The following is a 14,664-nucleotide window of genomic DNA, read 5'->3' as shown; positions in this document are numbered from 1 at the left end:
ACCGGAGCGGCATGGTAACGGATGCATGGCCTCAAGCTCCACTGCGCAAGGCGATGGATCGATGAGTGATGTCTGCGTAGAGTGAGCAGAAAACACACAAGGACAGCCTTATGTGCCTGATTGTTTTTGCCTGGCGCCCGGGTCATGCCCAGCCGCTGGTCGTGGCGGCCAATCGCGATGAATTCTACGCCCGCCCCAGCCTGCCTCTGGCGCCATGGCCCGAAGCGCCGCACGTACATGCGGGGCGCGACCTCGAGGCTGGTGGCACCTGGCTCGGTGTCGGTGCCAACGGCCGTTTTGCGGCGCTGACCAACATCCGCGATCCCCATCGACCGCCAGGGCGCAAGTCTCGTGGGGAGCTGGTGGCGCGATTTCTCACCGGGGAAATGCCAATTGACGACTACTTAGCCGACGTTGTCGACCGTTCGCTGGAATATGGTGGCTTTAACCTGTTGGTCGGCAATACCAATGAACTCTGGCACTTCAACGCCCGGGAACCGGCAGCGGTGATGTTGGCCCCGGGGATCTACGGAATATCCAATGCCGGGTTGGATACGCCGTGGCCGAAGTTGCTCAAGGCCAAGGCGGCATTGAGCGAGGTGCTGGATGATCCGCAGCCTCAGGCGCTGTTGGCGTTATTGAGCGATGCGCAGACCGCGCCGTTTGCCGAGTTGCCGGATACCGGAGTGGGGCTGTCCACCGAGATGTTGCTGTCGAGCGTGTTCATTGCCAGTCAGAGTTATGGAACGCGGGCGAGTACGGCGTTGATTGTGCAGGCGGATGGGGCGTTGCATTTGGTCGAGCGCAGTTTCGGGCCGTTTGGCGGGCATCTTGGGGAAGTGGAGATCAGGCTGTAGTTGTGTGTTGTCTGGACTGGCCCCATCGCGAGCAAGCTCGCTCCCACAAGGATCCACAGTGGACACAAATTTTGTGAACACCGGAGATACCTGTGGGAGCGAGCTTGCTCGCGATGGGGCCGTCAGCGTTTCAGAGGGGCTTGATCGCCGCCGGATTGATCATCCGCGCCAACCCGAGGTTCTTCAGCGCCAGCTGCAATGAGCTGTGAATCACTTGCGGGTTGTCGATAGTCATCAGCTCGGCCAGCAATTCCTTGGCCTTGCTCAGGTTGATCTGGCGCAGCATCCACTTCACTTTCGGCAGGTTGGTGGCGTTCATCGACAGGCTGTCGAAACCCATCGCCATCAACAGCACGGCCGCCGCCGGATCACCGGCCATTTCACCGCAGATGCTCACCGGCTTGCCTTCGGCATGGGCATCGCGCACTACGGTTTGCAGGGCTTGCAGCACCGCCGGGTGCAGGTAGTCATAAAGATCGGCCACCCGCGGGTTGTTGCGGTCCACGGCCAGCAAGTACTGGGTCAGGTCGTTGGAGCCGACCGACAGGAAGTCCACTTGCCGCGCCAGTTCCTTGGTCTGGTACACCGCCGCCGGAATTTCGATCATCACGCCAATCGGCGGCATCGGTACGTCGCAGCCCTCGTCACGCACTTCGCCCCAGGCACGGTGGATCAGGTGCAGGGCTTCCTCCAGCTCGTGGGTGCCGGAAATCATCGGCAGCAGGATGCGCAGGTTGTTCAAACCTTCACTGGCCTTGAGCATGGCGCGGGTCTGCACCAGGAAAATTTCCGGGTGATCAAGGGTGACGCGAATGCCGCGCCAGCCGAGGAACGGGTTGTCTTCCTTGATCGGGAAGTACGACAGCGATTTGTCGCCGCCGATGTCCAGGGTTCGCATGGTCACCGGTTGCGGGTGGAACGCAGCCAGTTGTTCGCGATAGATCGCCAGTTGTTCCTTTTCGCTCGGGAAACGCTGATTGATCATGAACGGCACTTCGGTGCGGTACAGGCCTACGCCTTCGGCACCGCGCTTCTGCGCTCGCGCCACATCAGCCAGCAGGCCGGTGTTGACCCACAGCGGCATGCGGTGGCCATCGACCGTCACGCACGGCAGATCGCGCAGCGCATCCAGCCCCAGGGCCAGTTGTTTCTCTTCCTCGACCACCTCGGCGAACTGCTTGCGCAGCACGTCACTCGGGTTGGTGTAGACCTCGCCGTGGTAGCCGTCGACGATCATCTGGATGCCGTCGACCTTGGAGTACGGCAGGTCGACCAGGCCCATCACGGTCGGGATGCCCATGGCACGGGCGAGAATGGCGACGTGGGAGTTACCGGAACCGAGCACCGACACCAGGCCGACCAGCTTGCCTTCCGGCACCTCGCCGAGCATCGCCGGCGTCAGTTCTTCGCTGACCAGAATGGTGTTGTCGGGGTAGACCAGGGTTTGCTGGCGCTCTTCCTGCAAATAAGCCAGCAAGCGCCGACCGAGGTCCTTGACGTCCGAGGCACGCTCGCGCAGGTAGGCGTCGTCCATTAATTCGAAACGGTTGACGTGATCGGTGACCACCTGGCGCAACGCGCCCTGGGCCCACTGGCCGGTCTTGATCACGGTGGTGACTTCGCTGCCCAGCGCGGCATCGTCGAGCATCATCAGGTAGACGTCGAACAAGGCCCGCTCTTCCGGACGCAACTGCGTGGCGAGCTTGGCGGACAAGGTGCGCATGTCGGCGCGCACGCCTTCGATGGCAGTCTTGAACAGCCCGAGTTCGGCGTCGATGTCAGCGATGCTCTTGTCCGGCACCACGTCCAGATCAGCCGGGGGCAGCATGACCACCGCCGTACCGACCGCCGCACCCGGCGAACCCGGCACGCCGATGAACTTGGCTTCCTGGATACCTTTGCCCTGACGACCGAGGCCGCGGATCGAACCAGTGGCCTCAGCGTGGGCGATAACGCCGGCGAGCTGCGCGCTCATGGTCACGAGGAAGGCTTCTTCACCCTCATCGAACTGGCGGCGTTCTTTTTGCTGAATGACCAACACGCCGACGACGCGGCGGTGGTGAATGATCGGTGCCCCGAGGAATGAGGCGAAGCGCTCTTCACCGGTCTCGGCGAAGTAGCGGTAGCGCGGGTGGTCCGCAGCGTTTTCGAGGTTCAGGGGTTCTTCGCGCGTACCGACCAGGCCAACCAGACCTTCGTTGGGTGCCATGCTGACTTTGCCGATCGAGCGCTTGTTCAAGCCCTCGGTGGCCATCAGCACGAAGCGGTTGGACTCGGGGTCAAGCAGGTAGACCGAGCAGACCTCGCTGCCCATGGCCTCTTTGACGCGCAACACAATAATCCCCAACGCCGCCTTGAGATCCTTGGCGGAGTTAACTTCCTGGACGATCTTGCGCAGCGTATTGAGCATGGCTCGGGGTCGAACTCCGTCGTCAGTCGCGCGCTAAAAGGCGCGGGGCAAGCTCTTTGAGAGCGCGTCGATACACCTCGCGCTTGAATGTCACCACCTGGCCCAACGGATACCAATAGCTGACCCAGCGCCAGCCATCGAATTCCGGTTTACCGGTCAAATCCATCCGCACCCGCTGCTCGTTGGAGATCAGGCGCAGGAGAAACCATTTCTGTTTCTGGCCGATGCACAGCGGTTGGCTGTGGGTACGTACCAGACGTTGCGGCAAACGATAGCGCAACCAGCCCCGGGTGCAGGCGAGAATTTCAACATCTTCGCGTTCCAGGCCCACTTCTTCGTTCAGCTCGCGGTACAAGGCGTCTTCCGGCGTCTCTTCGGGGTTGATTCCCCCCTGCGGAAACTGCCAGGCATCTTGATTGATTCGGCGAGCCCATAGCACCTGGCCGGCGTCATTCGTCAGAATGATCCCGACATTGGGGCGAAAACCATCGGGGTCGATCACGGCAACAACCTCGCAAACGCATGTCGCCGCATTGTTCCACAAAGGTTGTGAAGGCGGCAACGAAGGTTCCTACCTTATGTGCACTCTTGTGAAAAGACCGTATTCTTGTCGCCTTTTTACTGACTTTTCAGCGGGTAACTGCAATGCGCCTGGCTTTATTCGATTTGGACAACACCCTTCTGGGCGGTGACAGCGATCACGCCTGGGGCGATTACCTGTGCGAGCGCGGCTTTCTCGACGCCGTCGCCTACAAGGCACGCAACGATGAGTTCTACCAGGATTACCTGGCCGGCAAACTGGATAACGCTGCTTATCTGAACTTCTGCCTGGAAGTGCTCGGCCGCACCGAAATGGCCACGCTGGATCAATGGCACAGCGACTACATGCGCGACTGCATCGAACCGATCATGCTGCCCAAGGCTATCGAGTTGCTGGCAAAACACCGCGCCGCCGGCGACAAACTGGTGATCATCACCGCCACCAACCGCTTCGTCACCGGGCCGATTGCCGTGCGCCTGGGCGTTGAAACCCTGATCGCCACCGAATGTGAAATGGTCGATGGCCGCTACACCGGGCGCAGCACCGACGTGCCGTGCTTCCGTGAAGGCAAGGTGACGCGCTTGAATCGCTGGCTGGAGGAAACCGGGTTTACGCTGGAAGACAGCTATTTCTATAGCGACTCGATGAATGATTTTCCGCTGCTGGAGCAGGTGACTAATCCGATAGCGGTCGATCCGGACCCTAATCTGCGGGCCGAGGCCGAGAAGCGGGGTTGGCCGGTAATCAGTCTGCGCGGCTAAAACCGCTATCGCGAGCAAGCTCGCTCCCACAGGGATCTCTGCCGAACACAAATTTTGTGAACTCCAGAAAAACCTGTGGGAGCGAGCTTGCTCGCGATGGGGTCGACCGGGTTTCAAGCCTTAAACAGGCTTGGCCCCCATCAGCCCGGCAATGGCCACAAGACAGACAAAACTGAACAACGCCAACGCAAAGGTGAATTTCCCCACACCACCCGGCGCCTTGCGCAGCTTGTTAAGCCGCACCAGCAACCAAAACCACGCCAGCGCCGCGACGGTGTACAGCACGCTGGACGCCAGCAACCAGGTCTGCCCCAACGGCCAGCCCACCAGATGCACCATCCACCAACCGGTGAACGGCATGCTCAGCAGCGCCAGGCCCATCAACAGCCAGATAAACACCCTTGGCCGCTGCAAGGTACGACTACCCGCCGTCGCGTCACCCTTGCGCCGCGCAAGCAAAACCCAGACGCCCAGACCCAGCGCACAAGCCAGTAGTACAACAGTTGCCACCATGTGCGCCGCTTTCAGGGCAGTTAACGTTTCCATTGTCAGATTTCCTTATTGCCTGCCCATCAGCGTAGCCGCTCAGCCAAGAAACAACTGATAGGCCGGGTTGTCGCTTTCATCCCAGTACGGGTAACCGATTTCTTCCAGCGCCGCCGGCACCAGGTGGCGCTCGTCGTGCGGCACTTGCAGGCCCGCGACGACCCGGCCATCCGCTGCGCCATGGTTGCGGTAGTGGAACATCGAGATGTTCCAGCGCCCGCCGAGCTTGTTGAGGAAGTTGAACAGCGCGCCCGGACGCTCCGGGAACTCGAAGCGCAGAATCACTTCATCGACCACATGCGCCGCACGCCCGCCCACCATGTGGCGGATGTGCAGCTTGGCCAGTTCGTTGTCGGTCAGGTCCAGCACCGGGAAACCTTGCTCGCTCAGGCTGGCGATCAGTGCGCTGCGCGGGTCGTTTTCCGGGTGCGTCTGCACGCCGACAAAGATGTGCGCTTCGCTGCCGGTGTTGTAGCGGTAGTTGAATTCGGTGATCTGGCGCTTGCCGATGGCTTCGCAGAACGCCTTGAAGCTGCCCGGCTTCTCGGGAATGGTCACCGCGATGATCGCTTCGCGGCCCTCGCCCAGCTCCGCACGCTCGGCAACGTGGCGCAGGCGATCGAAGTTGACGTTGGCCCCGGAGTCGATGGCCACGAAGGTCTGGCCGCTGACGCCGCGCTGCTCGACATACTTCTTGATCCCGGCCACGCCCAAGGCGCCGGCAGGTTCGGTGATCGAGCGGGTATCGTCGTAGATATCCTTGATCGCCGCGCAGATTTCGTCGGTGCTGACGGTGATCACTTCGTCGACATGATCTTTGCAGATGTCAAAGGTGTGCTGACCGATCTGGGCCACGGCAACACCGTCGGCGAAGAGGCCCACGGTCGGCAATACCACACGCTCGCCCGCCGCCATGGCGGCTTGCAGGCAATTGGAGTCATCCGGTTCGACGCCGATGATCTTGATGTCCGGGCGCAGGTACTTCACGTACGCCGCGATGCCGGCGATCAGCCCGCCACCGCCCACCGGGACGAAAATCGCATCCAGTGGCTGCGGGTGCTGGCGCAGAATCTCCATCGCCACGGTGCCCTGCCCGGCAATGGTGTGGGGGTCGTCGTACGGGTGAATGTAGACGTAGCCTTTTTCGTCAACCAGTTTCAGCGAGTACGCCAGGGCTTCCGGGAACGAATCGCCGTGCAGCACCACTTTGCCGCCACGGGAGCGCACGCCTTCGACCTTGATCTCCGGGGTGGTCTTGGGCATGACGATGGTCGCTTTCACGCCCAACACCTTCGCCGCCAGGGCCAGGCCCTGGGCATGGTTGCCCGCCGACGCGGTGACCACGCCGCGAGCGCGTTCTTCGTCGCTCAACTGGGTCAACTTGTTGTAGGCGCCGCGAATCTTGAACGAGAACACCGGCTGCAAGTCTTCGCGCTTGAGCCAAATGCTGTTGCCCAGCCGCTCAGAGAGCTGGCGGGCAGTCTGCAGCGGGGTTTCTACGGCAACGTCATAAACGCGCGAGGTGAGGATCTTTTTGACGTACTGTTCAAGCATCGGAAAGCATCACTGAGCGGGTTGGGCTGGACCAAGGAGTCTAACCCGCATTTTGGGCGGGCGACCACACTAAACAGGTGGTTTTAAGCCAGCGAAAAGATCGCAGCCTTCGGCAGCTCCTACAGGTGCGATCTTTTGACCTGCCAATCGGGCAATGACCTTCCCCGCCCCGAAGCCTATAATGCCGGCCTTTCGTCCCCTCCTCGGCACCTCGGAGCCCGCATGAACCAGGATCAACTCAAACAGGCAGTGGCTCAGGCCGCCGTCGACTTCATCCTTCCGAAACTCGACGACAAGAGCATCGTCGGGGTCGGCACCGGCTCCACCGCCAACTGCTTCATCGATGCCCTGGCCCAACACAAGGGTGCATTCGATGGCGCCGTCGCCAGTTCCGAAGCCACCGCCGCGCGCCTCAAGGGCCACAGCATTCCGGTGTACGAACTGAATACCGTCAGCGACCTGGAGTTCTATGTCGACGGCGCCGATGAGAGCGACGAGCACCTGAACCTGATCAAGGGCGGCGGCGCTGCCCTGACCCGCGAGAAGATTGTCGCGGCCGTGGCCAAGACTTTCATCTGCATCGCCGACGCCAGCAAACTGGTGCCGGTCCTCGGTACCTTCCCGTTGCCGGTGGAAGTGATCCCGATGGCCCGCAGCCACGTGGCCCGCGAGCTGGTGAAGCTCGGCGGCGACCCGGTTTACCGTGAGGGCGTGCTGACCGACAACGGCAACATCATCCTCGACGTGTTCAACATGCAGATCACCAATCCGGTGGAACTGGAGACGCAGATCAATGCGATCGTCGGTGTGGTCACCAACGGCTTGTTCGCGGCGCGCCCGGCGGATCTGTTGCTGCTGGGTACCAGCGAAGGTGTAAAAACCCTGCGCGCCGAGTAACCAAGACCGCCCACATTTTTGTGGGCAGATGAAAAAACCTGTGGGAGCGAGCTTGCTCGCTCCCACAGTGTTTTGTGGTGTTGATTAGAGCTGCGTTGGTTTCTTGAACACGTAAAACAGGTTCGGCTCACTCACCAGGTACAGCGTACCGTCGTCATCCATGGCGATCCCTTCCGCTTGCGGTACGTTTTTCTGCAAGCCGTGCTGCCCCTTGCTCAATGACACTGTGCTCAGCGGACGCCCATCCACATCCAGCTCCAGAATCAACCGCGACTCATCCGACAGCGCCAGCAAATGCCCGCTGCGCTCGTCGTATTGCAGGCTCGACAGGTCCCGCACGAACATCCCGGCATCACGCTTGGGGTCGTTGATCACGTGCACCGAGTAGGACTCTTCAGGATTGAAGCGCGGAAAACCGTGCACCTCGTAGATCAGCATCGGGTCGCGCTCCTTAGCCACGAACAGGCGCTTGCCCACCGAATCGTAAGCCAGGCCCTCGAAGCCCTTGTTGCTGACCATGTGCACGCCAACAGTCATCTGCTCCGCGTCTGTCGCATCGACGAAGACGGTGTCCTGCTGCAGATGAATCTTGATCAGCCGTTGCTGGCTTTCATCAGCGACCACATAGGTGTCGGCGCTGATGAACTCCACCGCCTCGGGATCGCCGAAACCGACCAATGCCACACGGCGCAAGATCCTGCCGTCGAGGGACAACTCGATCAACTCGCTTCGCTTATTGGTAACGGTGAACAGGCTTTTGCGCACCGGGTCATAGGTCAATGCTGAAACGTTGTCAACCTGGCCATCGATCACCTGCGCCTCGGTCACGACCTGATAATGGTCCAGTCCCATGGACCGGGAACTCACCGGCTGCCACAGCGCGTGCAGATTGAACCAGGCGCGCTCGAACAGGCGCTGGTACTGGCCAAGCGCAATCAACGCAATCAGCGAGACCACCGACAGGATCAGAATCAGGGATTTGAGGCGGGCAAATCGACGCATTCGGACGGGCTCAGGGTCAATACAGGCGGATGAAATATCACGCCTGTCTGAACTGCAGCTTAATGGCCGCTGGCCTTTTGCGTACAGGCAATCAGCGCAGGCGCTGGTTACTTCTGTTTTTCGAAGCGATAAAACAGATTCGGCTCACTCACCATGTACAGCGTGCCCGCTTCATCCATGGTCACGCCTTCGGCACGGGGAATGGTATTTTTCAGGCCGTTGAAGCCACGCAGCAGCGTAATGAAACTGACCTGCTCACCCTTCTTGTCCAGCTCCAGCAGCAGGTGCGAGTCGGCGGACAGCACCAGCATGTGGCCGGTCCGCGGGTCGATGGCCAGTGCCGACAGGTTGCGCATGTCCAGCGCATGACTGGCCAGCTTCAGCTTGTCGCCGGTAAGGACCTTGCCGTCACCTTTCCAGGCAAACAATGCCGGCGGGCGCTCTTCGCCCAGCAGCAGCTGCTGATTGCGCTGATCCCAGGTGACACCCTCAAAGGCCTTGTTCTGGTCTTTGGAAGGCCCGAGGTCGTATGTCGGGAAATCGGTGATGTTCAGTTCGCGGGTGTCGGCATCGACCTTGACGATGGCGATCAGGTGGTCGCGCTCATCGACAATCGCCAGTCGGCCGGCGCCCAGCACGGTGACGCCTTCAGGGTTGCTCCAGCCGACCAATGGCATTTTGCGCAGCACATCGCCCTGCAAGTTCAATTCGACCAGAAACGGGTTCTTGCCCATGACCGAAAACAGGGTCTTGGTCTGGGGGTCGTAGGACAGATCCGATGCTTCATCCTTCTCCATGCCCGGCAACGGCTTCGCATCGATCACCGCGCGGTAGTCCGGAAGCCAGATACTGGCCTGACGCTCGGCCGGGCTCTTGAATTGCTCTTTCACCCAGAGCACGCCCCGCGCATCCCAATGCATGGCAAACGCAACACCGTAGGCGACGACGGCCACCAGCAGAAGCCAGGTGTGCCAACGCAGGGCGAAGCGCGAGCGGCGGGCAGGTTTAAGCGTGGAAAGCGGAGGAGTGGCCATCGGAGAATGCATTCCAGAAATTCAGGCTAGGGGTAATAGCACAGTTTGGGGCCGGCTCAGAGGCCAACAGCCCTGAAATTATCCAGACCGGATGTGAAAAAAACGGGAAATGACAGGGTGAGCCTTTTACAGGCCACGACAAAACCAATGTGGGAGCGAGCTTGCTCGCGATAGCGGTCCGTCTTCAACATATCTGCTGACTGACGCGGCCTCATCGCGAGCAAGCTCGCTCCCACAGGGTTTGGCGGTGTCCGGACTAGCGAACGCTGCTGGTGAAACTGCTGGCGCCCGGCAATTCCAGAACGATCTCGTCACCGACATTCAGCGGACCAACGCCCACTGGCGTACCGGTGAGGATCACGTCCCCGGCCTGCAACGAGAAGCAGCCGGCCATGTGCTGGATCATCGGCACGATCGGGTTGAGCATGGCGCTGCTGTTACCGTCCTGGCGCACTTCGCCGTTGATGGTCAGGCGGATTCCGATGTCGGTCAGGTCGGCAAACGTGCTGCCGGACACGAACGGTGCAATCACTGCCGCGCCGTCGAAGGACTTGGCGATTTCCCAGGGCAGGCCTTTGGATTTCAGCTCGGCCTGCTTGTCCCGCAGGGTCAGGTCCAGGGCTGGAGCGAAACCGGAGATGGCGTCGAGCACTTCTTCACGGCTCGGTTTGGTCGACAACGGCTTGCCGATCAAGACCGCGATTTCCGCTTCGTAATGCACCGAACCGCGCTCGGTCGGAATGCTGAAACCACCATCCAGCGGCACCACGCAACTGCCCGGCTTGATGAACAGCAGTGGCTCGGTCGGCACCGGATTATCCAGTTCCTTGGCGTGTTCGGCGTAGTTACGGCCGATGCACACCACTTTCCCCAGCGGGAAGTGAATGCGCGTACCGTCGACATACTGGTGCTGATAGCTCATTACCGACTCCTGCTTCGTTGGCTCTTAAAGTTCGAAAATCAAACAGCGAAAATCTTGCCCGGGTTCATGATGCCGTTCGGGTCGAACACTGCCTTGACCGCTTTCATGTACTCGATCTCAACCGGGGAACGGCTGTAGGTCAAGTAATCGCGCTTGGTCATGCCCACGCCGTGCTCGGCGGAGATCGAACCGTTGTACTTCTCGACGGTTTCGAACACCCACTTGTTGACGGTGGCGCACTTGGCGAAGAACTCGTCCTTGCTCAGGTTATCCGGCTTGAGGATGTTCAAGTGCAGGTTGCCGTCGCCGATGTGGCCGAACCAGACGATTTCGAAGTCCGGGTAGTGTTCGCCAACGATCGCGTCGATCTCCTTCAGGAACGCCGGGACTTTCGATACGGTGACCGAAATATCGTTCTTGTACGGCGTCCAGTGGGAAATGGTTTCGGAGATGTATTCGCGCAGCTTCCACAGGTTCTGCAGCTGGGTTTCACTCTGGCTCATCACGCCGTCCAGAACCCAACCCTGCTCGACGCAGTGCTCGAAGGTTTCCAGGGCGTGGTTGGCGACTTCTTCGGTGGTCGCTTCGAACTCCAGCAGCGCGTAGAACGGGCAATCGGATTCGAACGGCGCCGGGACATCGCCACGGGCCATGACTTTGGCCAAGGCCTTGTCGGAGAAGAATTCGAAAGCGGTCAGGTCAAGCTTGCTCTGGAAGGCGTGCAGCACCGGCATGATCGAATCGAAATCGGCGGTGCCGAGGACCATCGCGGTGAGGTTTTTCGGCGCGCGGTCCAGGCGCATGGTCGCTTCGACCACGAACCCGAGGGTGCCTTCGGCGCCGATGAACAGCTGACGCATGTCGTAGCCGGTGGCGTTCTTGATCAGGTCGCGGTTCAGTTCCAGCACGTCGCCCTTGCCGGTGACGACTTTCATGCCGGCCACCCAGTTGCGGGTCATGCCGTAGCGAATCACCTTGATCCCGCCGGCATTGGTGCCGATATTGCCGCCAATCTGGCTCGAACCTGCCGAAGCGAAGTCCACCGGGTAGTACAGGCCTTTTTCTTCGGCGACGTTCTGCAGATGCTCGGTGACCACGCCCGGCTGACAAACGGCCGTGCGGTCGGTGAGATTCACGTCGAGGATCTGGTTCATGTAGTCGAACGACACGACCACTTCGCCATTGGCCGCCACGGCAGCGGCGGACAACCCGGTACGACCGCCGGATGGCACCAGCGCCACCTTGTGTTTATTGGCCCACAGGACAATGGCCTGGACCTGCTCGGTGGTCTTGGGGAACACGATGGCGGTCGGGGCCGGGGCGAAATGCTTGGTCCAATCCTTTCCGTAAGCATTCAGGGAGTCGGCATCGGTCAGCACCTTGCCAGGCTCAACCAGGGTCTTCAGCTCTTCAATCAGGGCAGGATTGGTCATCGACAGAACTCTCGAACAATTCATGGTCATCCTGAGAACGCTTCACGTCGCAGGAATGAGTGTTTAGCGGGGTGCATATGCTAGCATAACGACCCCGCAGGATAGTGCCCAAGGGCTGTTCTGCGGTGACGGCTTTCCTGCCGTGCGGGTCAGCTCCGGGCTGCTCCCTTTCCTGCCATTTTTCTCCGGGATACAGGTTTACGCAGATGAGCAAGACTTCTCTCGATAAGAGCAAGATCAAGTTCCTTCTTCTCGAAGGCGTCCACCAATCGGCTGTCGACGTCCTCAAGGCGGCGGGCTACACCAGCATCGAGTACCTCACTGGTTCTCTGCCGGAAGCCCAGCTCAAGGAAAAGATCGCTGATGCTCACTTCATCGGCATTCGCTCCCGCACTCAACTGACCGAAGAGATCTTCGATCACGCGAAGAAGCTCGTGGCTGTAGGGTGTTTCTGCATCGGCACCAACCAGGTCGACCTGGACGCTGCCCGCGAACGCGGTATCGCCGTGTTCAACGCGCCGTACTCCAACACCCGTTCCGTAGCGGAGCTGGTGCTGGCCGAAGCGATCCTGCTGCTGCGCGGCATCCCTGAGAAGAACGCTTCCTGCCACCGTGGCGGCTGGATCAAGAGCGCGGCCAACTCTTTCGAAATCCGTGGCAAGAAGCTGGGTATCGTCGGTTACGGTTCGATCGGTACTCAACTGTCGGTCCTGGCGGAAGGCCTGGGCATGCAGGTGTACTTTTACGACACCATCACCAAACTGCCATTGGGTAACGCTACTCAGGTAGGCAACCTGCACGAACTGCTGGCGATGTCCGACATCGTTTCGCTGCACGTACCGGAAACCGCCGCCACCCAGTGGATGATGGGCGAGAAAGAAATCCGCGCTATCAAGAAAGGCGGCATCCTGATCAACGCCGCCCGCGGCACCGTGGTCGAACTGGACCACCTGGCTGCTGCCATCAAGGACAAGCACCTGATCGGCGCGGCCATCGACGTATTCCCGGTGGAGCCACGCTCCAACGACGAAGAGTTCGAAAGCCCGCTGCGTGGCCTGGACAACGTGATCCTGACCCCGCACATCGGTGGTTCCACCGCTGAAGCCCAGGCCAACATCGGTCTGGAAGTGGCGGAAAAACTGGTGAAGTACAGCGACAACGGTACTTCGGTATCGTCCGTGAACTTCCCGGAAGTGGCCCTGCCGGCTCACCCTGGCAAGCACCGTCTGCTGCACATCCACGAGAACATCCCGGGTGTGATGAGCGAGATCAACAAGGTCTTCGCCGAAAACGGCATCAACATCTCCGGTCAGTTCCTGCAGACCAACGAGAAGGTCGGCTACGTGGTAATCGACGTCGACGCCGAGTACTCGGACCTGGCGCAAGAGAAGCTGCAACACGTCAACGGCACCATCCGTAGCCGTGTGTTGTTCTGATCACGACCTGAGCAACAAAAAAGGGAGCCTTCGGGCTCCCTTTTTCATTCACGCAACAACGTTACTTGACGTTGACGGTGATCTTCTCGGAAACGATCGGCGGATCGAACGGCATGTGGTTGCTATCGCCCAGTTCAAGCTGCAAGGTGTGTTTGCCCGGCGTGAGCGTTATTTCAGCCTGGGTCTGCGCACCGCCGAAATGCAGGTGGTTGGCATCCTTGGGGATCGGTGCACCGGCGGCTGGTAGCTCATCGACGTCGATCAGCACGTGGTGATGACCAGTGTTCTTGGTGGTATCGCCCGCTGGTGCCAGGGCAATGTTCTCGACCGCGAACTTGACGACGACTGTCTGTGGAATCGTCGCACCGTCCGTGGGAGAAACAATGGACACTTCGGCGCCTTTCGGAGCCGGCGTTGCAGCACTGGCCAGCACCGAAACACCCATCAACAGGCCAGCCAAAGCAGCACGTGACATAAAGGTTTTCATTCTCTTCTCCAGTTTTTCCGTAAAATTCGCGTGGCCATGACAACTTCATGGCCATTCGTTGTCGAAGGCACTCGACAACCATAGCAAAGCGAGCCTGAATCAGAGGGTCGCGATAATAAATTCAAAGGAGTGACCATGCGCTTTCTGCCTGGCCTGATCTGCCTGCTACCCCTTCTGAGCCCTTTGGCTCACGCCGAACTGATTGATGACATCAACGACCGGGGCGAATTGCGTATTGCCGTTGAAGCCAACTCCCCCCCATTCAATTTCAAGGATGACGACAAACTCACCGGTTTCGAAGTCGAACTGGGCCAGTTGCTGGCAAGTGAACTCGATGTCCGGGCCGACTTTGTCGTCACCGACGGCAGCGACCTGCTGACCGGTGTCGAAAGCGGCAAATACGACATCGCCATCAACCACATCGCAGTGACCCCGGACCTCCAGGATCGTTTCGACTTCAGCGAACCTTACGTTCAAACCCATACGCAATTGATCGCGCAGAAAGAAGAGCCTCGCTCCATTCTGCTGGTGCAGTCGTTGACAGAAGAGAAGCCCAAAGCCAACCCGGCCGTGAGCCTGGCGATTCCGTTTCAGAAGGGTAATCCGGCGTTCCATGCCAGCCTGGAAAACGCGTTGCAGCGAATCAAGGATGATGGGCGACTGCAAGCGCTGGAGCAGAAGTGGTTGGGGGCGGATGCGGGTGTGGTGCCGAAGCTGCAGAACTGAAGTAAATGCAGAACCTGTGGGAGCGAGCTTGCTCGCGATGAGGCCAGTCCAGTCAACA

General features: G+C 59.9%; 14 protein-coding genes. 5 read left to right on the top strand and 9 right to left on the bottom strand.

Annotation, left to right across the window (positions count from 1 at the left end; genetic code table 11):
- Positions 1–110: 110 nt before the first annotated feature.
- Positions 111–857 carry an NRDE family protein gene (locus AC1D1M_RS21590; RefSeq protein WP_477777168.1) on the top strand — a complete coding sequence of 249 codons (747 nt, stop codon included), beginning with the start codon at positions 111–113 and terminating at the stop codon, positions 855–857.
- 130 nt (positions 858–987) lie between these two features.
- Here the strand turns inward: AC1D1M_RS21590 and ptsP are convergent, their stop codons facing one another.
- Positions 988–3,267 (bottom strand): phosphoenolpyruvate--protein phosphotransferase, encoded by a 2,280-nt coding sequence (gene ptsP / locus AC1D1M_RS21585; RefSeq protein WP_477777167.1) that lies wholly within the window; start codon positions 3,265–3,267, stop codon positions 988–990.
- A 22-nt stretch (positions 3,268–3,289) separates the two neighbouring features.
- The gene (locus AC1D1M_RS21580) at positions 3,290–3,769 is read right to left on the bottom strand and encodes an RNA pyrophosphohydrolase (protein ID WP_003229203.1); all 480 of its coding nucleotides are present in this window, start codon (positions 3,767–3,769) and stop codon (positions 3,290–3,292) included.
- A gap of 143 nt (positions 3,770–3,912) precedes the next feature.
- Between AC1D1M_RS21580 and AC1D1M_RS21575 the strand changes: the two genes are divergently transcribed.
- Positions 3,913–4,569 (top strand): histidinol-phosphatase, encoded by a 657-nt coding sequence (locus AC1D1M_RS21575; protein ID WP_477777166.1) that lies wholly within the window; start codon positions 3,913–3,915, stop codon positions 4,567–4,569.
- Between the two features lie 120 nt (positions 4,570–4,689).
- Here the strand turns inward: AC1D1M_RS21575 and AC1D1M_RS21570 are convergent, their stop codons facing one another.
- Positions 4,690–5,115: a DUF2269 domain-containing protein gene (locus AC1D1M_RS21570; RefSeq protein ID WP_477777165.1), complete on the bottom strand. Its 426-nt coding sequence runs from the start codon at positions 5,113–5,115 to the stop codon at positions 4,690–4,692.
- A 39-nt stretch (positions 5,116–5,154) separates the two neighbouring features.
- A complete protein-coding gene (gene ilvA / locus AC1D1M_RS21565; RefSeq protein WP_008015353.1) occupies positions 5,155–6,669 on the bottom strand; it encodes a threonine ammonia-lyase, biosynthetic in 1,515 nt (504 codons plus the stop codon).
- A gap of 222 nt (positions 6,670–6,891) precedes the next feature.
- On the opposite strand from ilvA, the gene rpiA reads away from it, so the two are divergent.
- Positions 6,892–7,566, top strand: a complete 675-nt coding sequence (rpiA, locus tag AC1D1M_RS21560; RefSeq protein WP_477777164.1) for a ribose-5-phosphate isomerase RpiA — start codon at positions 6,892–6,894, stop codon at positions 7,564–7,566.
- Positions 7,567–7,650: 84 nt separating this feature from the next.
- Here rpiA and AC1D1M_RS21555 read toward each other — a convergent pair whose 3' ends face one another.
- The 4 genes from AC1D1M_RS21555 to AC1D1M_RS21540 all read right to left on the bottom strand — a co-directional run bounded on the left by AC1D1M_RS21555 (position 7,651) and on the right by AC1D1M_RS21540 (position 11,957).
- Entirely contained in the window at positions 7,651–8,568 is a 918-nt protein-coding gene (locus AC1D1M_RS21555; RefSeq protein WP_477777163.1) for an SdiA-regulated domain-containing protein, read from the bottom strand.
- A 107-nt stretch (positions 8,569–8,675) separates the two neighbouring features.
- Complete coding sequence (locus AC1D1M_RS21550) at positions 8,676–9,602, bottom strand: SdiA-regulated domain-containing protein (protein ID WP_477777162.1); 927 nt, start codon at positions 9,600–9,602, stop codon at positions 8,676–8,678.
- Between the two features lie 256 nt (positions 9,603–9,858).
- Complete coding sequence (locus AC1D1M_RS21545; RefSeq protein ID WP_477777161.1) at positions 9,859–10,524, bottom strand: fumarylacetoacetate hydrolase family protein; 666 nt, start codon at positions 10,522–10,524, stop codon at positions 9,859–9,861.
- Positions 10,525–10,562: 38 nt separating this feature from the next.
- Entirely contained in the window at positions 10,563–11,957 is a 1,395-nt protein-coding gene (locus AC1D1M_RS21540; protein ID WP_033052123.1) for an FAD-binding oxidoreductase, read from the bottom strand.
- Between the two features lie 206 nt (positions 11,958–12,163).
- On the opposite strand from AC1D1M_RS21540, the gene serA reads away from it, so the two are divergent.
- On the top strand, positions 12,164–13,393 hold the full coding sequence (serA, locus tag AC1D1M_RS21535; RefSeq protein ID WP_056854035.1) for a phosphoglycerate dehydrogenase: 1,230 nt from the start codon (positions 12,164–12,166) through the stop codon (positions 13,391–13,393).
- A 61-nt stretch (positions 13,394–13,454) separates the two neighbouring features.
- Here serA and AC1D1M_RS21530 read toward each other — a convergent pair whose 3' ends face one another.
- Positions 13,455–13,880: a DUF4399 domain-containing protein gene (locus AC1D1M_RS21530; RefSeq protein ID WP_477762973.1), complete on the bottom strand. Its 426-nt coding sequence runs from the start codon at positions 13,878–13,880 to the stop codon at positions 13,455–13,457.
- Between the two features lie 135 nt (positions 13,881–14,015).
- Here AC1D1M_RS21530 and AC1D1M_RS21525 point away from each other — a divergent pair, with 135 nt between their 5' ends.
- Positions 14,016–14,606, top strand: a complete 591-nt coding sequence (locus AC1D1M_RS21525; protein WP_477777160.1) for a transporter substrate-binding domain-containing protein — start codon at positions 14,016–14,018, stop codon at positions 14,604–14,606.
- The last annotated feature ends 58 nt before the right edge of the window (positions 14,607–14,664 follow it).

It is taken from the genome of Pseudomonas sp. P1_F7 (assembly GCF_056405655.1).
The sequence above is the reverse complement of the archived record's forward strand: the minus strand, read 5'-3'. Positions and strand labels throughout refer to the sequence as shown.